We start from the raw sequence: 22,165 nt of genomic DNA, 5'->3' as shown, positions 1-22,165 counted from the left end.
AGTTCCTTATTGCGTCAGTCCGTCAGTGTAACACTACTCATACTCGGCCCGACACATTGCCACGGTATCTTCTATCAGGCGACGCGCCACCGTTCCCGGCGGGGGCAGCAGCGGTAAATCGTCGTAGCGATACCAGTTCGCCTCCAGCAGCTCTTTCTTATCGATAACAATCTCGCCGCTGTCGTATTCCGCCATAAACGCGGTCATCAGGGACATCGGGAACGGCCACGGCTGCGACGTCACATAGCGCAGGTTTTTCACCTTAATGCCGCTCTCCTCCATCACCTCACGCGCCACCGCCTGTTCCAGCGTTTCGCCGACTTCCACGAACCCGGCGAGGACAGTATGAATGCCGTTGCGATGACGGGTATGCTGCGCCAGCAGGATGGAATCATCACGGCGGATGGCGACAATGATGCACGGTGCGATTTGCGGATAGTAGCGTTCACGGCAGTGGCCGCAAAGCATTGCCCACTCGGTTTTGCTCGGGTGCATGGTGTGGCCGCAGTAGCCGCAGTATTTGTGCGAGCGGTAAAACTCCGCCAGCTGCACGCCGCGCCCCGCCAGCTGGAACAGGCCGACATCCCGATCCAACACCTGACGAACGGATCCCATATCCTGACGACGAGCCTGTAGGATCAACCATACCGGATCGCCCTGCCACTCGCCGATCCGCAGCGCAGGTTGGCCGACGAGATCGAAGATTTCTGCCGCACCGTAGGGTATCTCCCCACCGGGCAGCCACAACTTTTGCTCGTGACTGACGATCCACCAACCCAGATCTGATTTTTCAATAATACGATCCATATCTATTGCACTACCTTCGCTTCACTGACATGTTGTTAGCATTGTGGTTACATTTTGGATAAGCAGATCCCATTCTAAACCTTATGGAGTCGACCATGTTAAACCAGCTGGAAAGCCTGACTGAGCGCGTTGGAGGAAGTAACACCCTGGTGGATCGCTGGCTACATGTGCGCAAGCATCTCCTTGTGGCGTATTACAATCTGGTCGGTCTTAAGCCTGGCAAAGAATCCTTTATGCGGCTGAACGAAAAAGCGCTGGATGATTTTTGTCAGAGCCTTGTCGACTACCTCTCCGACGGCCATTTCAACCTTTATGAACGCATTATCCGCGAAATGGAAGGGACAACGCCGTATTTAGCGGCCAGTAAACTCTGTCCGCTGCTGGAAGCCAACACCCAGCGGATCATGGACTACTACGATTCCGCGCTGGAGAACGCTATCGATCACGATAACTATCTTGAGTTTCAGCAGGCGCTTTCCGACCTTGGCGAAGCGCTGGAAGAGCGATTCACGCTGGAAGACAAGCTCATCGCCCTCGTGCTGGACAACAACCTGAATATCAGCACCAGCGATAACGTTGCGCGCCCTGCTTGAGTTCTTAATCGTTAACGAGTAATTTACAACCATTCGCCCCTCTGCGGAGGGGGATTTTTCTTGTCGGAGTGCCCAGTGTGAAAGCACGGGCTGAGACCGTTAATTCGGGATCCGCGGAACCTGATCAGGTTAATACCTGCGAAGGGAACAAGAGTCACACTGCTGTTGTATCGCCCCCCGGGCGATCCTCTCTTGCTTCATCCGTCGTCTGACAAGCCATGTCCTTCACTTTTGGAATGAGCTATGTCTACTGCAAAACTGACCCGCCGCGAACAGCGCGAACACGCACAACGCTTCATCGACACCCTGGAAGGCACCGCTTTCCCGAACTCGAAACGCATCTACATTTCCGGCTCGCAGGCCGATATCCGCGTCCCGATGCGCGAAATCCAGCTCAGCCCGACGCTTATCGGCGGCAGCAAAGAGAATCCGCAGTATGAAGACAACGAAGCCGTGCCGGTGTATGACACCTCGGGCCCGTACGGCGATCCTGATGTTGCTATCAACGTCCAGCAGGGTCTGGCAAAGCTGCGCCAGCCGTGGATAGAGGCGCGTAACGACTGCGAAGAACTGAGCGTGCGCAGCTCTGCGTACACCAAAGAACGCCTGGCCGACGACGGTCTGGACGCGCTGCGCTTTACCGGCCTGCTGACGCCGAAACGCGCTAAAGCGGGCAAATGCGTAACCCAGCTGCACTACGCGCGCCAGGGTATCGTCACGCCGGAGATGGAGTTCATCGCCATCCGCGAAAACATGGGCCGCGAGCGCATCCGCAGCGAAGTGCTGCGCCACCAGCATCCAGGTGAAGGGTTTGGCGCTCGCCTGCCGGAGAACATCACGCCGGAATTTGTGCGTGATGAAGTGGCCGCCGGGCGCGCCATTATCCCCGCCAACATCAACCACCCGGAATCCGAGCCGATGATTATCGGCCGCAACTTCCTGGTGAAGGTCAACGCCAACATCGGCAACTCAGCGGTGACGTCATCCATCGAAGAAGAGGTGGAAAAGCTGGTCTGGTCGACGCGCTGGGGCGCGGATACGGTGATGGACCTTTCCACCGGCCGCTATATTCACGAAACCCGCGAATGGATCCTGCGTAACAGCCCGGTGCCGATTGGCACCGTCCCGATTTATCAGGCGCTGGAGAAGGTCAACGGCATCGCCGAAAACCTCACCTGGGAAGCGTTCCGCGACACGCTGCTGGAGCAGGCGGAACAGGGCGTGGACTACTTCACCATCCACGCGGGCGTGCTGCTGCGCTACGTGCCGATGACGGCGAAACGTATGACCGGTATCGTCTCACGCGGCGGTTCGATTATGGCGAAATGGTGCCTTTCCCATCATCAGGAAAACTTCCTCTACGAACACTTCCGCGAAATCTGCGAAATTTGCGCCGCGTACGACGTCTCCCTGTCGCTGGGCGACGGCCTGCGTCCTGGCTCCATCCGCGATGCTAACGACGAGGCGCAGTTTGCCGAGCTGCACACGCTGGGCGAGCTGACCAAAATCGCCTGGGAGTACGACGTGCAGGTGATGATTGAAGGCCCGGGCCATGTGCCGATGCAGATGATCCGTCGCAACATGACCGAAGAGCTGGAGCACTGCCACGAAGCACCGTTCTACACGCTGGGGCCACTGACAACTGACATCGCGCCGGGCTATGACCACTTCACGTCAGGCATTGGGGCGGCGATGATCGGCTGGTTCGGCTGCGCCATGCTCTGCTACGTGACACCGAAAGAGCACCTCGGCCTGCCAAACAAAGAGGACGTGAAGCAGGGACTGATTACCTACAAGATTGCCGCCCACGCGGCGGATCTGGCGAAAGGCCATCCGGGCGCGCAAATTCGCGACAACGCCATGTCCAAAGCGCGCTTTGAATTCCGCTGGGAAGACCAGTTTAACCTGGCCCTCGATCCGTTCACCGCCCGCGCCTACCACGACGAAACCCTGCCGCAGGAATCGGGCAAAGTCGCGCACTTCTGCTCCATGTGCGGACCAAAATTCTGCTCGATGAAAATCAGCCAGGAAGTACGCGATTACGCCGCCGCGCAGACCATTGAAGTCGGCATGGCGGACATGTCGGAAACCTTCCGCGCGAAAGGCGGCGAAATCTACCTCAAAAAAGAGGAGGCATAATGTACCAGCCTGATTTCCCCCCTGTCCCCTTCCGCTTAGGGCTTTACCCGGTGGTGGACAGCGTGGCGTGGATCGCTCGCCTGCTGGAGGCAGGCGTTCGCACGATCCAGCTACGCATTAAGGATAAACGCGATGAAGAGGTGGAGGCCGACGTGATCGCCGCTATCGCGCTGGGACGTCGCTACCACGCCCGCCTGTTTATCAACGACTACTGGCGGCTGGCGGTTAAACACCAGGCGTACGGCGTGCATCTGGGACAGGAAGATCTGGAAACGACCGATCTCAACGCGATCCGTGACGTCGGTCTGCGGCTGGGCGTTTCTACCCATGATGATATGGAGATCGACGTGGCGCTGGCGGCCCGCCCCTCTTACATCGCGCTCGGTCACGTTTTCCCGACGCAAACCAAACAGATGCCGTCCGCTCCACAGGGCTTGACGCAGCTGGCGGCCCACGTTAAGCGCCTTGCCGATTACCCCACCGTTGCCATCGGCGGGATCAGCCTTGAACGTGCGCCCGCGGTGCTGGAGACCGGCGTCGGCAGTATCGCCGTCGTCAGCGCTATCACCCAGGCCGCAGACTGGCAGGCCGCCACCGCACGGCTTTTACAACTGGCAGGAGCAGGCGATGAAAGATCGTGATTTTATGCGCTACAGCCGCCAGATCCTGCTGGAGGATATCGCCATTGACGGGCAGCAAAAGCTGCTCGCCAGCCGGGTACTGATTGTCGGTCTGGGTGGATTAGGCGCCCCCGCCGCGCTGTATCTGGCCGGCGCGGGCGTGGGCACGCTGGTGCTGGCCGATGACGACGAGGTACATCTCAGCAATCTGCAACGGCAAATCCTCTTCACGACAGAAGATGTTAACCAGCCTAAGGCGCAGGTTACGCGCCAGCGGCTGAACCAGCTTAACCCCGATATCGAACTGGTTGCGCTCCAGACGCGGCTTAGCGGAGACGAGCTGCAACGCGAAGTTGCCCTTGCCGACGCGGTGCTGGACTGCACGGACAACATGGCGACGCGTCAGGCCATCAACGCGGCCTGTGTTGCACAGAACACGCCGCTGATCACCGCCAGCGCGGTCGGTTTCGGCGGGCAAATAATGGTGCTTACGCCGCCGTGGGCACAGGGCTGCTACCGCTGCCTGTGGCCTGACGAGGCTGAACCGGAGCGTAACTGCCGCACGGCAGGCATTCTGGGCCCGGTGGTGGGCGTGATGGGTACTCTTCAGGCGCTGGAGGCCATCAAGTTGCTCAGCGGCATAGAGACAGAACGCAACACGCTGCGGCTGTTCGACGCCCGCTCCAGCGGATGGCGTCATCTGGTGTTAAACCGCGCCAGCCACTGCCCGGTATGCGGAGGCCGCAATGCGCATTCTGTTTAACGATGAGCCGATGACGTGCGACGACGATCTTACCGTTGCCGCCCTGCTCGACACGCTGCGCCAGCTGAAGCCGGGAACGGCGCTGGCGCTCAATCAACAGATCCTGCCGCGCGAGCGGTGGGAACATCAGCAGGTCAATGAAGGCGACCAGATCCTGCTGTTTCAGGTTATCGCAGGGGGCTGAGATGTTACGTATTGCCGACAAAGTCTTTGATTCACATCTGTTTACCGGAACCGGAAAATTCGCCTCCCCGCAGCTGATGGTGGATGCCATTCGTGAGAGCGGCAGCCAGCTGGTGACACTGGCGATGAAGCGCGTGGATTTGCGTCAGCACAACGATGCCATACTTGCGCCGTTACTGGAGGCAGGCGTGACGCTCTTACCGAATACCTCCGGTGCGAAAACGGCCGAGGAAGCAATTTTCGCTGCGCAACTGGCGCGGGAAGCGCTCGGCACCCGCTGGCTGAAGCTGGAAATTCATCCGGACGCCCGCTGGCTGTTGCCCGATCCGATCGAAACCCTGAAAGCGGCAGAGAAGCTGGTGCAGCAGGGATTTACCGTCCTGCCCTACTGCGGTGCCGACCCCGTGCTGTGCAAGCGTCTGGAAGAGGTCGGCTGCGCGGCCGTAATGCCGTTAGGGGCACCCATTGGCTCCAACCAGGGACTGGAGACCCGCGCGATGCTGGAGATCATCATCGAGCAGGCGACCGTGCCCGTGGTGGTGGATGCGGGCATCGGCGTACCCAGTCACGCCGCGCAGGCGCTGGAGATGGGGGCCGATGCGGTGCTGGTCAATACCGCGATTGCGGTGGCCGACGACCCGGTGATGATGGCGCGTGCGTTCCGCCTTGCCGTGGAGTCCGGTCTGCTGGCACGCCAGTCCGGCCCTGGCTCGCGCTGCGTTCAGGCGCAGGCCACCAGCCCGCTGACCGATTTTCTGGAGGCGCTCTGATGGCTACCTTTACCGATCGCTGGCGTCAGCTGAACTGGGACGATATTGCCTTACGCATCAACAGTAAAACCTCTGCGGACGTAGAGCGGGCATTAACAGCCAAACATTTGACCCGCGAGGATTTGATGGCGCTGCTTTCTCCGGCAGCCGGCGCGTACCTTGAACCGATGGCGCAGCGCGCGCAACGCCTCACCCGCCAGCGTTTTGGCAACACGGTGAGCTTTTACGTGCCGCTCTATCTTTCTAACCTGTGCGCCAACGACTGCACCTACTGTGGTTTCTCCATGAGCAACCGTATTAAGCGTAAAACGCTGGATGAGCATGAGATCGCCCGCGAGTGTGCGGCTATTCGTGAGATGGGTTTTGAACATCTCCTGCTGGTGACGGGTGAACATCAGGGCAAAGTGGGGATGGACTATTTTCGCCAGCATCTTCCGGCCATCCGCCGCGAATTTGCCTCGTTGCAAATGGAAGTGCAGCCTTTGTCGCAGGAGGAATATGCGGAGCTGAAAACGCTCGGGCTGGACGGCGTCATGGTCTATCAGGAAACCTACCACGAGGCGACCTATGCCCGGCATCACCTGAAAGGGAAGAAGCAGGATTTCATCTTCCGGCTGGAAACGCCGGACAGGCTGGGGCGCGCCGGTATCGATAAAATTGGGCTGGGCGCGCTTATCGGTCTGTCCGACAGCTGGCGGGTGGACTGCTATATGGTGGCGGAGCATCTGCTGTGGCTACAGCAGCGCTACTGGCAAAGCCGCTATTCCATCTCTTTCCCGCGGCTGCGTCCGTGTACGGGAGGCGTTGAACCCGCTTCGCTGATGGATGAGCGCCAGCTGGTGCAAACCCTGTGTGCATTTCGCCTGTTCGCGCCGGAAGTGGAATTGTCGCTCTCCACGCGTGAATCACCCGCGTTTCGCGACCGCGCGATCCCGCTGGCGATCAATAACGTTAGCGCCTTTTCCAAAACGCAGCCGGGCGGTTACGCGGACGATCACCCGGAACTGGAACAGTTTGCACCGCACGACGGACGACGGCCCGAAGCGGTGGCGGAAGCCCTGACTGCACAGGGGCTACAGCCCGTGTGGAAAGACTGGGATAGCTGGCTGGGAAGAGCCTCGCATTTGCGCTGAAACCGACTGCAAAAACGCGAAAAGGTTACGAGGCGGCTCGTAAGATCAAAACCGGGCGATTGAGGCGATCTGCCTGGTTTTCTTATTCTTTACCACGTCAGCAACGGACGCTGACCAGGGTGAAAATGCTTCTTCCTCGTTTCGCCCTGCCCTCCGCCTCTTAAACAAAATTTTAATCGATACAATAAATACGTCGTTTCTTATCTACGCTTAAGATAAATCATCTCGTCGGTAATCGCCTTCTGTATAATTTACTACCAGCAACCGGACAGCGACTATGCTGAGGGTATCGACAGACGCAACGCGTCTACCATCTGGATTGATGTACAACTCATGGCACTCCACAGTAAAAAGCTCTCTTTTACGCGGCCAATTATGGTCAGCTTCGCGGGGATCCTGCTCAGTTTTGCGCTGATCGCCATCCTGGTTATCCTTTCACAGAGAAAGGATTTTCTTGAGGATTATCATAAGATTAATGGTAACTTCACCCATAATCTGGCGGTAAACTATACCGAATCCATCCTGCGAGAAAATGACTATATTCTTGGTCGTGCTGCGATGTACTTCGCCCGTAACGACAGAGTAAATCAGACAATTAATATCGACCCGACACACGGTTTGCAGATGTTGATGCATTTGCAGAACCTGATGCCGACGGTGTCGTCTATCTCTCTGGCGGACACAGTAGGGCGCCATCTGCGCGCGCCGGAAGTGCTGCCAACGGAGAAGGGTAAGTCGTTCGACGCCCGGACCCGTCCATGGTTTATCGGACAAGCGGAAGCCAGCAACTTTCCTCACTACACCCGCCCCTATCTGGACTATTTTACCCAACATCCTACGGTCACTCTCTATAAGCCGGTCATTTCACCGGAAGGCCGCCTGAAGGGCACGCTCGCTTTCCATCTTGATTTAACGTCCATGGGGTATACCCTGCGCCAGATGGTGGCGCCGGTTCAGGGTGAGTTTTTTGTTGTGGAGCGTGACGGCGCTGTTGTGCTGCATCCGGACACGGGGGCGCTCTTTAAGCAGTACGTAAGCGAAGCGCTGATGGACAAAATGACCAGCGGCGAGGGCCATCTTTTCGACCCCAAAAGTAAAACCTGGTATTACTACTACTCTTTCACCAATCCGGACTGGTTTGTGATTTATCGGGTCTCCGATGCCACGCTTACCGTCATCACCCGGCATGAAACCACCGTCGTCGGCTGGGGATTTGCGCTGGCGGCAATCATCATCATTCTGTTCGGGCTTTACCTTCGTCATGCCTCGCGTTCTGTGCTGATGAACATTATCAATGCCATCAAAACCGGAGACGTCAACCAGGCGCCACGCCTTGAAGCGATGCTCAGCCATACCATTCGAACCAATAAAGAACGCGAGCTGGCCTATGTCCGTCAGGCCACCCATGATGCGCTGACAGGCTGCAAAAACCGCCGTGCGTTCGACAATGATGTGGATGAGTTGCTGACCGCCCATCAACCCTTCGTTCTGGCGCTGATCGACATCGATAACTTCAAGTCCATTAACGACACCTGGGGCCACCTGAGCGGGGATATTGTGCTGCGCAACGTGGCACGCGAAGGTATTCAGATCATGCAGCCGCACCACGTTTCCGTTTACCGCTACGGTGGAGAAGAGTTCGGCGTGATCTTCCCGGCCGAGCTGATGAACTCCGCGCACGCGCTACTGGAAGCCTGGCGCACCGCCGTTGAAAAGCGGACCTGGCGAGAAGAGAACCTGCGAGTGACCTTCAGCGCCGGGACGGGAGAGTGGCACTTCGAACCGCTGGAACAATTTATCGGTAGCGTAGATGAAGCGCTGTATACCGCTAAACAACAGGGTAAAAACCGCATCGTAAGCACGGCCATCCGATAATACCCTTACTCAAATTCTGCCCGATCTGACGGGCAGAATGCTCTCCGCGGTAAAATTGTAACCGGTTTCAGAAAAATGCCGATTTCTTTGTGATGCCTGACACACAATCGCGGTAAAGCGGTTGTTGAAGCAGTCTGCACGGGATAATTATCAATAAACACATGTAGATCGAGGCTGACTATGAAGAACATCGTTTTATGCTGTGCAGCGGGAATGTCAACCAGCATGCTGGTTCAACGTATGAAAGATGCCGCGCAGAAAAAAGGAGTCGAAGTAACCATTAAAGCCGTTCCGGTCGCGGAGTTCAAAGATAACATCGCGACGGCTGATATCGTATTACTGGGGCCACAGGTCAAATACGAACAGGCAAAACTCCAGGCGCAGGCCGATCCGCTCGGAAAAAAGGTCGCGGTCATCGACATGATGGATTACGGCATGATGAAAGGTGATGCCGTACTGGAAAAAGCGCTCAAACTTCTGGAGTCATAATGGAAGACTTAGAAACCACGATCATGGAACTGCTGGTCAACGCAGGCGCGGCGCGCAGTGCGGCCCTGACGGCGTTGCAGATGGCACGAAAAGGCGACTTTGACGAAGCCGAGAAAGCGATGGAAGAGTCGCGTGAATATGTGAAACATGCGCATACGATCCAGACGCAGCTTATCGGTCTTGACGAAGGGACAGGAAAACTGCCGGTTAACCTGATCACCGTTCATTCTCAGGACCACCTGATGAACGCGATGGTAATTCAGGATCTGGCGGGCGACATGATTGAGCTTTATCGACGCATCCCGCTGGTAAACTGAAAATGCAGATATAAAAAAACCCGCCGAGGCGGGTTTTTTATTTACGGCATCAACGATTACTCGTTGTCGGAACCGCCCAGACCTGCGTTCAGCAGTTCTGCCAGGCTCGCGGATGCATCTTCGGCAGTCACCTGCGGTGCAGCTGGCAGTTCGCCCGCTGCGCGACGACGCATACGATCCTGGTGGTACGCATAACCGGTACCGGCCGGGATCAGACGACCCACGATAACGTTCTCTTTCAGACCGCGCAGTTCATCACGTTTACCTGCAACAGCCGCTTCGGTCAGGACACGCGTGGTTTCCTGGAACGATGCAGCAGAGATGAAGGACTCGGTTGCCAGAGACGCTTTGGTGATACCCAGCAGATCGCGCGAGAAGGTCGCGCCAATTTTGCCGTTCGCTTCCAGATCGCGGTTAGCGATCTTAACGCGTGAGTATTCAACCTGCTCGCCTTCCAGGAAGTCGGAGCTGCCTGCGTTTTCGATGGTCGCTTTACGCAGCATCTGACGAACGATAACTTCAATGTGTTTATCGTTAATCTTAACGCCTTGCAGACGGTATACGTCCTGTACTTCGTTAACAATGTAACGGGTAACAGCATGCACACCACGCAGACGCAGGATGTCGTGCGGCGCTTCTGGACCGTCGGAAACCACGTCACCACGTTCTACGCGTTCACCTTCGAACACGTTGAGCTGACGCCACTTAGGAATCATCTCTTCGTACGGCTCGCTGCCATCTACAGGCGTAATAACCAGACGGCGCTTACCTTTGGTCTCTTTACCGAAGGAGATGATACCGCTGATTTCAGCCAGGATTGCAGGCTCTTTCGGACGACGTGCTTCGAACAGGTCCGCAACGCGTGGCAGACCACCGGTGATGTCCTTGGTACCGCCGGATTCCTGAGGAATACGCGCCAGGGTATCACCAGAGCTGATCTGTACGCCATCTTCCAGCTGTACAATCGCTTTACCCGGCAGGAAGTACTGCGCAGGCATATCGGTACCAGGAATCAGAACGTCGTTACCCTGCGCATCAACGATTTTCAGTGCAGGACGCAGATCTTTACCACCGGTAGTACGTTCAGCAGAATCCAGAACCACCAGAGAAGACAGACCGGTCAGCTCGTCGGTCTGACGAGTAATGGTCTGGCCGTCGATCATGTCAGTAAAGCGGATGAAACCACTTACTTCGGTGATTACCGGCATGGTGTGTGGATCCCAGTTTGCAACGGTTTCACCGCCAGCAACCTGCTCGCCATCACCTTTCGCCATAACCGCACCGTAAGGCACTTTATAGCTCTCTTTGGTACGACCAAATTCGTCGATCAGCTTCAGCTCGGTGTTACGGGAAGTGATAACCAGTTTACCGCTGGAGTTCACAACCGACTTCGCGTTGCTGAGCTTGATGCTACCTTTGTTTTTCACCTGGATGCTGGATTCAGCAGCCGCACGAGATGCCGCACCACCGATGTGGAACGTACGCATCGTCAGCTGTGTACCCGGCTCACCGATGGACTGTGCCGCGATAACGCCGATAGCCTCACCTTTGTTGATGATGTGGCCACGCGCCAGGTCACGACCGTAGCAGTGCGCACACACACCAAAGTCGGTGTCACAGGATACAACGGAACGCACTTTCACGGAGTCAACAGAGTTCGCTTCCAGCAGGTCACACCACTGTTCGTGCAGCAGGGTGTTGCGTGGAACCAGAATGTCTGCGGTGCCCGGCTTCAGAATGTCTTCCGCGGTCACACGACCCAGTACGCGATCGCGCAGCGGCTCTTTAACATCACCACCCTCGATAACAGGGGTCATGGTGATACCTTCGAGGGTGCCACAATCGTCTTCGGTGACGACAAGATCCTGCGCAACGTCAACCAGACGACGCGTCAGATAACCGGAGTTCGCCGTTTTAAGTGCGGTATCCGCCAGACCTTTACGCGCACCGTGCGTGGAGATGAAGTACTGGAGTACGTTCAGACCTTCACGGAAGTTCGCGGTGATTGGCGTTTCGATGATGGAGCCATCTGGCTTCGCCATCAGACCACGCATACCTGCCAGCTGACGAATCTGTGCCGCAGAACCACGCGCACCGGAGTCGGCCATCATGTAGATGCTGTTGAAGGAGACCTGCTGCTCTTCTACGCCGTCACGGTTAATCACGGTTTCGGTTTGCAGGTTGTCCATCATCGCTTTGGATACACGATCGTTCGCCGCTGCCCAGATATCGATAACTTTGTTATAGCGTTCGCCTGCGGTTACCAGACCAGACTGGAACTGCTCCTGGATTTCAGCAACTTCAGCTTCCGCTTCAGAGATGATCTCGTGTTTCTTCTCTGGGATGACCATGTCATCGATACCAACAGATGCACCTGAACGCGCTGCATAAGCAAAGCCGGTGTACATTGTCTGGTCAGCGAAGATAACGGTCGGCTTCAGACCCAGAATGCGGTAACAGGTGTTCAGCATTTTGGAGATCGCTTTCTTGCCCAGCGCCTGGTTGACGATGGAGAAAGGCAGACCTTTCGGTACGATCATCCACAGAATGGCACGGCCAACGGTCGTGTCTTTCAGGCTGGTGTGCGCAACGAATTCGCCGTTTTCATCTTTTTCGTATTCGGTGATACGCACTTTAACGCGCGCATGCAGAGAGGCCAGGCCAGCGCGATAAATACGCTCAGCTTCTTTAGGGCCAGTCAGCACCATGCCTTCGCCTTTGGCGTTAACACAGTCACGGGTCATGTAGTACAGACCCAGTACAACGTCCTGAGAAGGAACGATGATAGGTTCACCGTTCGCTGGAGACAGGATGTTGTTGGTAGACATCATCAGCGCACGCGCTTCGAGCTGGGCTTCCAGCGTCAGCGGTACGTGAACAGCCATCTGGTCACCATCGAAGTCGGCGTTATAGGCCGCACAAACCAGCGGGTGCAGCTGGATAGCTTTACCTTCGATCAGTACCGGCTCAAAGGCCTGGATACCCAGACGGTGCAGAGTTGGTGCACGGTTCAGCAGTACCGGGTGTTCGCGGATCACTTCGTCCAGGATATCCCAAACGACAGCTTCTTCACGCTCAACCATTTTCTTCGCGGCTTTGATGGTGGTGGCCAGGCCACGCAGCTCCAGCTTGCCGTAGATGAACGGTTTGAACAGCTCCAGTGCCATTTTCTTCGGCAGACCGCACTGATGCAGACGCAGGTATGGACCTACGGTGATTACAGAACGACCGGAGTAGTCAACACGCTTACCGAGCAGGTTCTGACGGAAACGACCCTGCTTACCTTTGATCATGTCGGCCAAAGATTTCAGAGGACGTTTGTTAGAACCGGTGATCGCACGACCGCGACGACCGTTATCCAGCAGGGCATCTACCGCTTCCTGCAGCATACGTTTTTCGTTGCGTACGATGATGTCCGGCGCAGCCAGATCCAGCAGACGTTTCAGACGGTTGTTACGGTTGATCACGCGACGATACAGATCGTTCAGATCTGACGTTGCGAAACGACCACCATCCAGCGGAACCAGCGGACGCAGATCTGGCGGCAGAACCGGCAGAACGGTCAGAATCATCCACTCTGGTTTGTTACCAGACTGAACGAACGCTTCCAGCAGTTTGATACGCTTGGTCAGCTTTTTACGCTTGGTCTCGGAGTTGGTTTCGTTCAGCTCTTCGCGCAGAGTTTCACACTCTTGCTCCAGATCCATGCTCTTCAGCAGGGCCTGGATAGCTTCCGCACCCATCTTCGCGTCGAATTCGTCACCGAACTCTTCCAGCGCGTCCAGATACTGTTCTTCGGTCAGGATCTGGTTACGTTCCAGATTGGTCATCCCGCCTTCGATAACCACATAAGATTCGAAGTACAGAACACGTTCGATATCGCGCAGCGGCATATCCAGCAGCAGGCCGATACGGGACGGCAGAGATTTCAGGAACCAGATGTGAGCGGTTGGAGACGCCAGCTCGATGTGGCCCATACGCTCACGGCGTACTTTGGTCTGGGTCACTTCAACGCCACACTTCTCACAGATCACACCACGGTGTTTCAGGCGCTTGTACTTACCGCACAGGCACTCGTAATCTTTTACTGGCCCGAAAATACGCGCACAGAAAAGGCCGTCACGCTCAGGTTTGAACGTACGGTAGTTAATGGTTTCCGGCTTTTTAACTTCACCGAAAGACCATGAACGGATCATGTCTGGCGAAGCCAGAGCAATTTTGATCGCATCAAACTCTTCGGTTTTAGTTTGCGCTTTCAGAAACTTTAATAAGTCTTTCACGGATTTGCTCCCGTCGGAGTTAGCACACTCTGCTGTCGGGCGTTAACCCGACAGCAGTGACCTGTTTGAGCGAGAATTACTCGTCTTCCAGTTCGATGTTGATACCCAGCGAACGAATCTCTTTCAACAGTACGTTGAAGGATTCTGGCATGCCCGGCTCCATCTGATGGTTGCCGTCTACGATGTTTTTATACATCTTAGTACGACCGTTCACGTCATCAGACTTAACGGTGAGCATTTCCTGCAAGGTGTATGCTGCGCCGTATGCTTCCAGCGCCCACACTTCCATCTCCCCGAAGCGCTGACCACCGAACTGAGCCTTACCACCCAGCGGCTGCTGAGTAACCAGGCTGTAAGAACCGGTAGAACGAGCGTGCATCTTGTCGTCGACCAGGTGGTTCAGTTTCAGCATGTACATGTAACCTACGGTTACCGGACGCTCGAACTGTTCACCGGTACGGCCGTCAAACAGCGTAATCTGACCAGACGTTGGCAGACCACCCAGTTGCAGCAGCTCTTTAATTTCAGCTTCTTTTGCACCGTCGAATACCGGCGTTGCAATTGGCATACCTTTGCGCAGGTTCTCTGCCAGACGCAGCACTTCTTCATCGCTGAAGGTGTTCAGGTCGACTTTCTGACGAACGTCGGTACCCAGATCATAGGCACGCTGGATGAACTCGCGCAGTTTCGCGACTTCCTGCTGCTGTTTCAGCATGGCGTTGATCTTATCGCCGATACCTTTCGCAGCCATACCCAGGTGGGTTTCCAGAATCTGACCGATGTTCATACGAGACGGTACGCCCAGTGGGTTCAGTACGATATCTACCGGCGTACCGTTAGCATCGTGCGGCATATCTTCGATCGGGTTGATCTTAGAGATAACACCCTTGTTACCGTGACGACCTGCCATCTTATCACCAGGCTGGATCTGACGTTTAACAGCCAGATACACCTTAACAATCTTCAGCACGCCTGGTGCCAGATCGTCGCCCTGAGTGATTTTACGGCGTTTCGCTTCGAGTTTTTTCTCGAACTCGTGTTTCAGTTCGTCATACTGCTCAGCCAGTTGTTCCAGCTGATTCTGTTTCTCTTCGTCGGTCAGGCCCAGTTCCAGCCAGCGATCGCGTGGCAGTTTGTCGAGCTTCTCAGCTTCAACGCCACCGGCAACCAGCACCGCATAGATACGGCTGAACAGACCTGCTTCGAGGATTTGCAGTTCTTCAGACAGGTCTTTCTTAGCCTGTTTGAGCTGCATCTCTTCGATTTCCAGCGCACGCTTATCTTTCTCAACGCCATCACGAGTGAAGACCTGAACGTCGATAACCGTACCGGAAACACCGTTTGGTACGCGCAGAGAAGAGTCTTTAACGTCAGACGCTTTCTCACCGAAGATAGCACGCAGCAGTTTCTCTTCTGGCGTCAGCTGGGTTTCACCTTTCGGCGTCACCTTACCTACCAGAATATCACCGCCGGTGACTTCCGCACCGATGTAAACAATACCGGATTCATCCAGTTTGGAGAGCGCAGCTTCACCCACGTTAGGGATGTCGGCAGTGATCTCTTCTGGCCCCAGCTTGGTGTCACGGGACACACATGCCAGTTCCTGAATGTGGATGGTGGTGAAACGATCTTCCTGAACCACACGCTCTGAGACGAGGATGGAGTCTTCGAAGTTGTAACCGTTCCACGGCATGAACGCTACGCGCATGTTCTGACCGAGCGCCAGTTCACCGAGGTCGGTGGACGGACCGTCTGCCAGCACGTCGCCGCGCTCAACTGGCTCACCCAGAGACACACATGGCATCTGGTTGATACAGGTGTTCTGGTTAGAGCGGGTGTATTTGGTCAGGTTGTAGATGTCGATACCCGCTTCGCCCGGATACATCTCGTCTTCGTTAACTTTGATAACGATACGGGATGCGTCAACGTACTGAACGGTACCGCCACGCTTAGCAACTGCTGTAACACCGGAGTCAACGGCAACAGCACGTTCCATACCGGTACCAACCAGCGGCTTGTCAGCACGCAGAGTTGGAACGGCCTGACGTTGCATGTTCGCACCCATCAATGCACGGTTGGCGTCATCGTGTTCCAGGAACGGGATCAGGGACGCACCGACGGATACCACCTGCTGAGTGGATACGTCCATGTAGTCAACCTGGTCGCGGCTGAACAAGCTGGATTCGCCTTTGCTACGGCAGGTAACCAGATCTTCTACAAAGTGGCCTTCGTCATCCAGGTTGGAGTTCGCCTGAGCGATAACGTAGTTGCCTTCTTCGATAGCAGACAGGTAATGAATTTCGTCAGTAACAACACCGTCGGTCACTTTACGATACGGGGTCTCGAGGAAACCGTATTCGTTCGTCTGTGCGTACACGGACAGGGAGTTGATCAGACCGATGTTTGGGCCTTCAGGCGTTTCGATTGGACATACGCGACCGTAGTGAGTCGGGTGTACGTCTCGAACTTCAAAGCCTGCGCGTTCACGGGTCAGACCGCCTGGGCCGAGTGCGGAGATACGACGTTTGTGCGTGATCTCAGACAGCGGGTTGTTCTGGTCCATGAACTGAGACAGCTGGCTGGAACCGAAGAACTCTTTCACTGCCGCAGAAATCGGCTTGGCGTTGATCATATCCTGAGGCATCAGGGTATCCAGATCGCCCAGAGACAGACGCTCTTTCACCGCACGCTCTACACGTACCAGGCCAACGCGGAACTGGTTTTCCGCCATTTCGCCTACGGAACGGATACGACGGTTGCCGAGGTGGTCGATATCGTCCACTTCGCCTTTACCGTTACGGATATCGATGAGCTTCTTCATCACTTCAATGATGTCGTCTTTGCTCAGGATACCGGAACCTTCGATTTCGTCGCGCAGCAGAGAACGGTTGAACTTCATACGACCAACCGCGGACAGATCGTAGCGGTCTTCGGAGAAGAACAGGTTCTCGAACAGGCTTTCAGCCGCTTCGCGAGTTGGTGGCTCACCAGGACGCATCATGCGGTAGATTTCGACCAGCGCGCTCAGACGATCGTTGGTTGGGTCGACGCGTACAGTCTCAGAGATGTACGGACCGTGGTCCAGATCATTGGTGAACAGCGTTTCGATACGTTTGTGGCCAGCCTGGCTCAGCTTAGCCAGCAGATCCAGGCTCAGCTCCATGTTCGCCGGGCAGATCAGCTCGCCAGTTGATTCATCAACGTAATCTTTCGCGGCTACTTTTCCTGCAATGTATTCAACCGGAACTTCGATGTGTTTGATATCATCTTTTTCCAGCTGGCGGATGTGGCGCGCGGTGATACGACGACCTTTTTCCACATACACTTTGCCGTCGGCTTCGATGTCGAACGACGCGGTCTCACCACGCAGACGTTCCGGCACCAACTCCATCTGCAACTTGTTGTCGCGGATTTCAAAGATCACTTTCTCAAAGAACAGGTCCAGGATCTGCTCAGTGGTATAGTTCAGTGCACGCAGAATGATGGTTGCAGGCAGCTTACGACGACGGTCGATACGGACAAACAGGTTGTCTTTTGGATCGAATTCGAAGTCCAGCCATGAACCACGGTAAGGAATGATGCGTGCGTTATACAGTACTTTACCGGAAGAGTGCGTTTTACCTTTATCGCTGTCGAAGAAGACGCCCGGGCTACGGTGCAGCTGGGAAACGATAACACGCTCAGTACCGTTGATAACGAAAGTACCGTTGTCCGTCATGAGTGGAATTTCACCCATGTAGACTTCTTGTTCTTTAATGTCTTTTACGGTGCCTTCCGGCGCTTCGCGCTCGTAGATCACCAGACGCAGTTTTACGCGCAGCGGTGCGGAATAGGTCACGCCACGGATCTGACATTCCTGAACGTCAAACACCGGTTCGCCAAGGCGGTAGCTGACGTACTGCAGCTCGGAATTACCGCTGTAGCTCTGAATCGGGAACACGGAACGGAAGGCTGCTTCCAGGCCGTACTGCCCTTCAGGATCTTGCTCGATAAACTTCTGGAACGAGTCAAGCTGGATAGAAAGGAGATATGGAATGTCCAGAACTTGTGGACGTTTACCAAAATCCTTACGAATACGTTTTTTCTCGGTATAGGAGTAAACCATAGGGTTCCTCAGCTCGCTGACAAGTCGACCCATCTGTCCGACGAAGGGACAGTTTGTGCAACACCATTTTGTGGACCGGAAAATTGAATACTTTCCGCAATACCTGTTGCTATCACGCTTAAACCATTTCATTGCGATTTACACAGAGCGAGCACCCTGTCGCAGTATATTAAGTCGTCGATAGAAACAAGCATTGTCAGGACAACCAGCAGTCAAACAGTGTGAAATGCTGCTGATGCCTTACAGCGCAAAAAGGCTGGTGACTAAAAAGTCACCAGCCATCAGCCTAATTGCTTAGGCTGCAACCAGAAAAGTTGGCTTATTTAACTTCAACTTCAGCGCCAGCTTCTTCCAGAGATTTTTTCAGTGCTTCTGCGTCGTCTTTGCTCACGCCTTCTTTCAGCGCGGCTGGAGCAGATTCTACCAGGTCTTTAGCTTCTTTCAGACCCAGGCCAGTTGCGCCACGTACTGCTTTGATTACAGCAACTTTGTTCGCGCCAGCAGCTTTCAGAATTACGTCGAATTCAGTTTTTTCTTCAGCAGCTTCAGCCGGGCCCGCAGCTACAGCTACAGCAGCAGCAGCAGAAACACCGAATTTTTCTTCCATTGCAGAAACCAGCTCTACAACGTCCATTACGGACATAGCTGCTACTGCTTCAATGATTTGATCTTTAGTGATAGACATTTAAATTGTTCCTGAAAATCAGAATAAGTTTATACGTAAGCAAATGCTTTATAAAGATAACTGCGATTAAGCAGCTTCTTTCGCATCGCGTACAGCAGCCAGAGTGCGAACCAGTTTGCCAGCCGCAGCTTCTTTCATGGTTGCCATCAGGCGTGCAATTGCTTCTTCGTAGGTCGGCAGGGTTGCCAGGCGATCGATTTGCGATGCCGGGATCAACTCACCTTCAAAGGCTGCAGCTTTGACCTCAAATTTTGCATTCGCTTTCGCGAACTCTTTGAACAGACGAGCAGCAGCGCCCGGGTGTTCCATAGAGTATGCAATCAGGGTCGGACCAACAAACGTGTCTTTCAGGCACTCGAACTGAGTACCTTCAACTACGCGACGCAGCAGGGTGTTACGAACAACACGCATGTATACGCCAGCTTCACGACCTGCTTTACGCAGTTCAGTCATTTTGTCTACAGTAACGCCACGGGAATCCGCAACTACTGCAGACAGCGCGCCTTTGGCTACTTCGCTGACTTCAGCAACAATCGCTTGTTTGTCTTGAAGATTTAAAGCCATTAGCTTTGCTCCTGGATGTTTGCCGGAACTCATGTTCCGGAACTCACTTCACTCGACCCAACGGGAAGAGCGTCTTAATACGGTGAGCAGAAACAAGCCAGAGTATTTAAAATAATCTTAGCGTTCTGTCACCGTCTACGCAGGGGATTAAGTTTCTTGCGAAACACCTGCGGTCTTCGACGGAGGCCTGGATAGGCCAGGCTCCAACGAACAATTCTTTTAGCCGCTAACTTTTGTTAGCAAACGTGGGGGTAAGATTGTAGACAAAATCACCGCCCACGTAAAGGCATTAGTTTGCAGCAGCGCTCAGGCCAGCCTGGTCAACTGCAACACCTGCACCCATGGTGGTGGAGATGCTAACTTTCTTGATGTACACGCCTTTCGCCTGAGTTGGTTTTGCTTTTTTCAGCGCAACCAGCAGAGCTTCCAGGTTTTCTTTCAGTTTGTCAGCGTCAAAGTCCACTTTACCGATGGTGGTGTGGATGATGCCGTTTTTGTCGTTACGGTAACGAACCTGACCTGCTTTAGCGTTCTTAACTGCTTCAGCAACGTTAGGAGTTACAGTACCCACTTTCGGGTTTGGCATCAGGCCGCGTGGACCCAGAACCTGGCCCAGCTGGCCAACAACGCGCATTGCATCTGGAGAAGCAATAACAACGTCAAAGTTCATTTCGCCTTTCTTGATCTGATCAGCCAGATCTTCCATACCTACCAGTTCAGCGCCGGCAGCTTTAGCAGCTTCAGCGTTTGCGCCCTGAGCAAATACAGCTACGCGTACGGAACGGCCAGTACCGTGTGGCAGTACAGTTGCGCCACGAACGTTCTGATCAGATTTACGAGCGTCGATGCCCAGGTTAACGGCAACGTCAACGCTTTCAACGAACTTAGCGGTAGCCAGTTCTTTCAGCAGAGCGATAGCTTCGTTGATGTCGTACTGTTTGGTCGCATCAACTTTGTCACGGATCACGGACATGCGCTTGGTCAGTTTAGCCATTTCTTAGTCCTCCACTACCAGGCCCATGGAACGTGCAGTACCTTCGATGGAGCGAGTCATCGCTTCAATGTCGGAACCAGTCATGTCGGCAGCTTTGGTCTGCGCGATTTCCTGCAACTGAGCGCGGGAAATTTTACCCACTTTGTCTTTGTTCGGCTTACCGGAACCAGACTTGATGCCCGCTGCTTTCTTCAGCAGAACTGCTGCTGGAGGGGTTTTGGTAACGAAAGTGAAAGAACGGTCAGCGTAAACAGTGATTACAACTGGGATTGGCAGACCTTTCTCCATGGATTCAGTTTTGGCGTTGAACGCTTTACAGAATTCCATGATGTTCACACCCTGCTGACCCAGAGCTGGACCAACTGGTGGACTTGGGTTCGCCATACCTGCTGCAACCTGCAGCTTGACGTAGGCTTGTACTTTCTTAGCCATTCTAAAATCCTCTGATTGGGTAATAACGCCTCGGAGAGGCTCCCCGTGAATAAAATTCGTTTTACGGGTCGGGACCCATAAAAACAAAAGGCGCGAAATTGTATTCCAATCTCGCGCCCTGTGCAACGATTAAATCGTCGCTTTTTTGATCGCTGCTTAGGCTTTTTCTACCTGAGCAAAGTCCAGCTCTACCGGGGTCGCACGACCAAAGATAGAAACGGAAACTTTCAGGCGGGACTTCTCGTAGTCCACTTCTTCGACGACGCCATTAAAGTCAGCAAACGGACCGTCGTTAACACGAACCATCTCACCCGGTTCAAACAGCGTTTTCGGACGCGGTTTATCACCCACCTGCTGGAGGCGGTTCATAATCGCATCAACTTCTTTGTCGCTGATTGGCGCCGGACGGTCAGATGTGCCGCCGATAAAGCCCATCACGCGTGGTACGCTGCGCACCAGGTGCCAGCTCGCGTCGTTCATCACCATCTGAACCAGCACGTAACCCGGGAAGAATTTACGTTCGCTTTTGCGACGTTGACCGCCACGGATCTCAACCACTTCTTCGGTCGGAACCATAACTTCGCCAAATAACTCTTCCATATTGTGTAATTTGATATGCTCACGCAGCGACGTAGCTACGCGGCCTTCAAAACCGGAAAACGCCTGAACGACGTACCAGCGCTTTTTAGGGGCTTCAGACATCTCAGAACCTCAGGCCAGTGATAAAGGATACCAGGCGAACCAGAATACCATCCAGTCCCCACAGGATCAGTGACATTACAGCGGTTACCGCCGCTACAATCAGCGTGGTGTGCAATGTTTCCTGGCGAGTCGGCCAAATGACCTTGCGGACTTCGGTACGCGCTTCGCGGGCAAACGCAACGGTCGCTTTGCCTTTCGTCGTCAACAGCGCGACACCACCCGCCGCAGCAATCAGAATTACCACTGCAAGCGCGCGTAGCGGCAGCATCATGTCACGATAAAGATAGTTGCCGACAATCGCCACAATCAGCAGCACGGCTACAACTACCCATTTCATCGCTTCCAGGCCGCGCCCGCTCCCTTGAGCTTCGGTATTCGCACTCATAAACCAACCTGTCAGAAGTATTCTACAAACATTTTCACCCCGCGAGTGCGAGGCAAACCAATCGAAATGCTATTCGCTTTTCGTATTATACGCTCTCCGCAGAGCCTGTCTCAGCAATGATTATGACAAAATTAATCACTGATGAGCCAGGTTCTGATGTGAAAGCGTGCAAAAAGGGCATCAAATGATGCCCTTTTATTGCGCATTGCGTCAAATGTTATCAGCGATTAGCCGAGAACTTTAGCAACAACGCCCGCGCCAACGGTACGGCCGCCTTCACGGATTGCGAAACGCAGACCGTCGTCCATCGCGATTGGGTGGATCAGAGT

Annotated in this window: 20 protein-coding genes and 1 riboswitch; of the genes, 10 read left to right on the top strand and 10 right to left on the bottom strand. The window is 54.6% G+C overall.

From position 1 onward, the window contains the following. Positions 1-33 precede the first annotated feature (33 nt). On the bottom strand, positions 34-807 hold the full coding sequence (gene nudC / locus ACOTXL_RS22780; RefSeq protein WP_022650208.1) for an NAD(+) diphosphatase: 774 nt from the start codon (positions 805-807) through the stop codon (positions 34-36). A gap of 95 nt (positions 808-902) precedes the next feature. On the opposite strand from nudC, the gene ACOTXL_RS22775 reads away from it, so the two are divergent. From ACOTXL_RS22775 to ACOTXL_RS22730, 10 genes are all read left to right on the top strand, one after another. Then, positions 903-1,400, top strand: coding sequence for an Rsd/AlgQ family anti-sigma factor (locus ACOTXL_RS22775; RefSeq protein WP_022650207.1), 498 nt, complete (start codon positions 903-905; stop codon positions 1,398-1,400). Positions 1,401-1,454: 54 nt separating this feature from the next. Beyond that, positions 1,455-1,564: riboswitch (TPP riboswitch) on the top strand. Positions 1,565-1,643: 79 nt separating this feature from the next. Beyond that, positions 1,644-3,539 (top strand): phosphomethylpyrimidine synthase ThiC, encoded by a 1,896-nt coding sequence (gene thiC, locus ACOTXL_RS22770; protein WP_045351146.1) that lies wholly within the window; start codon positions 1,644-1,646, stop codon positions 3,537-3,539. Continuing rightward, on the top strand, positions 3,539-4,180 hold the full coding sequence (gene thiE / locus ACOTXL_RS22765; protein WP_003862319.1) for a thiamine phosphate synthase: 642 nt from the start codon (positions 3,539-3,541) through the stop codon (positions 4,178-4,180). The genes thiC and thiE overlap by 1 nt, the downstream gene beginning before the upstream one ends. Next, positions 4,167-4,922 carry a thiazole biosynthesis adenylyltransferase ThiF gene (gene thiF, locus ACOTXL_RS22760; protein WP_022650204.1) on the top strand — a complete coding sequence of 252 codons (756 nt, stop codon included), beginning with the start codon at positions 4,167-4,169 and terminating at the stop codon, positions 4,920-4,922. The genes thiE and thiF overlap by 14 nt, the downstream gene beginning before the upstream one ends. Beyond that, the gene (gene thiS / locus ACOTXL_RS22755) at positions 4,906-5,106 is read left to right on the top strand and encodes a sulfur carrier protein ThiS (protein WP_003862324.1); all 201 of its coding nucleotides are present in this window, start codon (positions 4,906-4,908) and stop codon (positions 5,104-5,106) included. The genes thiF and thiS overlap by 17 nt, the downstream gene beginning before the upstream one ends. A 1-nt stretch (position 5,107) precedes the next feature. After that, positions 5,108-5,875 (top strand): thiazole synthase, encoded by a 768-nt coding sequence (gene thiG, locus ACOTXL_RS22750; protein ID WP_022650203.1) that lies wholly within the window; start codon positions 5,108-5,110, stop codon positions 5,873-5,875. Beyond that, on the top strand, positions 5,875-7,008 hold the full coding sequence (thiH, locus tag ACOTXL_RS22745; RefSeq protein WP_045351145.1) for a 2-iminoacetate synthase ThiH: 1,134 nt from the start codon (positions 5,875-5,877) through the stop codon (positions 7,006-7,008). The genes thiG and thiH overlap by 1 nt, the downstream gene beginning before the upstream one ends. Before the next feature lie 333 nt (positions 7,009-7,341). Then, positions 7,342-8,883 (top strand): sensor domain-containing diguanylate cyclase, encoded by a 1,542-nt coding sequence (locus ACOTXL_RS22740; protein WP_045351144.1) that lies wholly within the window; start codon positions 7,342-7,344, stop codon positions 8,881-8,883. A 180-nt stretch (positions 8,884-9,063) separates the two neighbouring features. Next, positions 9,064-9,372 carry a PTS sugar transporter subunit IIB gene (locus ACOTXL_RS22735; protein WP_010425948.1) on the top strand — a complete coding sequence of 103 codons (309 nt, stop codon included), beginning with the start codon at positions 9,064-9,066 and terminating at the stop codon, positions 9,370-9,372. Next, entirely contained in the window at positions 9,372-9,689 is a 318-nt protein-coding gene (locus ACOTXL_RS22730; RefSeq protein ID WP_003862327.1) for a PTS lactose/cellobiose transporter subunit IIA, read from the top strand. Before ACOTXL_RS22735 ends, ACOTXL_RS22730 begins: the two co-directional genes overlap by 1 nt. A 56-nt stretch (positions 9,690-9,745) precedes the next feature. On the opposite strand, the gene rpoC is transcribed toward ACOTXL_RS22730, so the two are convergent. The 9 genes from rpoC to ACOTXL_RS22685 all read right to left on the bottom strand — a co-directional run. Further along, positions 9,746-13,969: a DNA-directed RNA polymerase subunit beta' gene (gene rpoC, locus ACOTXL_RS22725; RefSeq protein ID WP_022650200.1), complete on the bottom strand. Its 4,224-nt coding sequence runs from the start codon at positions 13,967-13,969 to the stop codon at positions 9,746-9,748. Between the two features lie 76 nt (positions 13,970-14,045). Beyond that, on the bottom strand, positions 14,046-18,074 hold the full coding sequence (gene rpoB / locus ACOTXL_RS22720) for a DNA-directed RNA polymerase subunit beta (protein WP_008503453.1): 4,029 nt from the start codon (positions 18,072-18,074) through the stop codon (positions 14,046-14,048). Positions 18,075-18,393: 319 nt separating this feature from the next. Next, positions 18,394-18,759, bottom strand: a complete 366-nt coding sequence (gene rplL / locus ACOTXL_RS22715; RefSeq protein WP_002445276.1) for a 50S ribosomal protein L7/L12 — start codon at positions 18,757-18,759, stop codon at positions 18,394-18,396. 66 nt (positions 18,760-18,825) lie between these two features. Next, positions 18,826-19,323, bottom strand: coding sequence for a 50S ribosomal protein L10 (rplJ, locus tag ACOTXL_RS22710; protein WP_003862338.1), 498 nt, complete (start codon positions 19,321-19,323; stop codon positions 18,826-18,828). 289 nt (positions 19,324-19,612) lie between these two features. Then, positions 19,613-20,317 (bottom strand): 50S ribosomal protein L1, encoded by a 705-nt coding sequence (rplA, locus tag ACOTXL_RS22705; protein ID WP_006810530.1) that lies wholly within the window; start codon positions 20,315-20,317, stop codon positions 19,613-19,615. A gap of 3 nt (positions 20,318-20,320) precedes the next feature. After that, positions 20,321-20,749: a 50S ribosomal protein L11 gene (gene rplK, locus ACOTXL_RS22700; RefSeq protein ID WP_003862340.1), complete on the bottom strand. Its 429-nt coding sequence runs from the start codon at positions 20,747-20,749 to the stop codon at positions 20,321-20,323. Between the two features lie 156 nt (positions 20,750-20,905). Next, positions 20,906-21,451, bottom strand: coding sequence for a transcription termination/antitermination protein NusG (nusG, locus tag ACOTXL_RS22695; RefSeq protein WP_003862341.1), 546 nt, complete (start codon positions 21,449-21,451; stop codon positions 20,906-20,908). A 1-nt stretch (position 21,452) separates the two neighbouring features. Then, positions 21,453-21,836, bottom strand: coding sequence for a preprotein translocase subunit SecE (gene secE, locus ACOTXL_RS22690; RefSeq protein ID WP_003862342.1), 384 nt, complete (start codon positions 21,834-21,836; stop codon positions 21,453-21,455). A gap of 227 nt (positions 21,837-22,063) precedes the next feature. Further along, a partial coding sequence (locus ACOTXL_RS22685; protein ID WP_023167409.1) for a translation elongation factor Tu occupies positions 22,064-22,165 on the bottom strand: 102 nt, incomplete at its 5' end.

Origin of the sequence: Enterobacter cloacae complex sp. IR5402, assembly GCF_049238125.1 — a bacterium.
In the GTDB taxonomy this organism is placed as follows: domain Bacteria; phylum Pseudomonadota; class Gammaproteobacteria; order Enterobacterales; family Enterobacteriaceae; genus Enterobacter; species Enterobacter hormaechei_C.
Note: the sequence above shows the minus strand (reverse complement) of the source record. Positions and strands in the feature narration are given on the sequence as shown.

Coding starts and splice junctions, on each gene's coding strand:
- nudC (WP_022650208.1), bottom strand. CDS start 807: ATGGATCGTATTATTGAAAAATCAGATCTGGGTTGGTGGATCGTCAGT.
- ACOTXL_RS22730 (WP_003862327.1), top strand. CDS start 9,372: ATGGAAGACTTAGAAACCACGATCATGGAACTGCTGGTCAACGCAGGC.
- thiG (WP_022650203.1), top strand. CDS start 5,108: ATGTTACGTATTGCCGACAAAGTCTTTGATTCACATCTGTTTACCGGA.
- thiC (WP_045351146.1), top strand. CDS start 1,644: ATGTCTACTGCAAAACTGACCCGCCGCGAACAGCGCGAACACGCACAA.
- thiE (WP_003862319.1), top strand. CDS start 3,539: ATGTACCAGCCTGATTTCCCCCCTGTCCCCTTCCGCTTAGGGCTTTAC.
- thiH (WP_045351145.1), top strand. CDS start 5,875: ATGGCTACCTTTACCGATCGCTGGCGTCAGCTGAACTGGGACGATATT.
- rplK (WP_003862340.1), bottom strand. CDS start 20,749: ATGGCTAAGAAAGTACAAGCCTACGTCAAGCTGCAGGTTGCAGCAGGT.
- rplA (WP_006810530.1), bottom strand. CDS start 20,317: ATGGCTAAACTGACCAAGCGCATGTCCGTGATCCGTGACAAAGTTGAT.
- rplJ (WP_003862338.1), bottom strand. CDS start 19,323: ATGGCTTTAAATCTTCAAGACAAACAAGCGATTGTTGCTGAAGTCAGC.
- nusG (WP_003862341.1), bottom strand. CDS start 21,451: ATGTCTGAAGCCCCTAAAAAGCGCTGGTACGTCGTTCAGGCGTTTTCC.
- rpoB (WP_008503453.1), bottom strand. CDS start 18,074: ATGGTTTACTCCTATACCGAGAAAAAACGTATTCGTAAGGATTTTGGT.
- thiS (WP_003862324.1), top strand. CDS start 4,906: ATGCGCATTCTGTTTAACGATGAGCCGATGACGTGCGACGACGATCTT.
- rplL (WP_002445276.1), bottom strand. CDS start 18,759: ATGTCTATCACTAAAGATCAAATCATTGAAGCAGTAGCAGCTATGTCC.
- secE (WP_003862342.1), bottom strand. CDS start 21,836: ATGAGTGCGAATACCGAAGCTCAAGGGAGCGGGCGCGGCCTGGAAGCG.
- ACOTXL_RS22740 (WP_045351144.1), top strand. CDS start 7,342: ATGGCACTCCACAGTAAAAAGCTCTCTTTTACGCGGCCAATTATGGTC.
- ACOTXL_RS22735 (WP_010425948.1), top strand. CDS start 9,064: ATGAAGAACATCGTTTTATGCTGTGCAGCGGGAATGTCAACCAGCATG.
- ACOTXL_RS22775 (WP_022650207.1), top strand. CDS start 903: ATGTTAAACCAGCTGGAAAGCCTGACTGAGCGCGTTGGAGGAAGTAAC.
- thiF (WP_022650204.1), top strand. CDS start 4,167: ATGAAAGATCGTGATTTTATGCGCTACAGCCGCCAGATCCTGCTGGAG.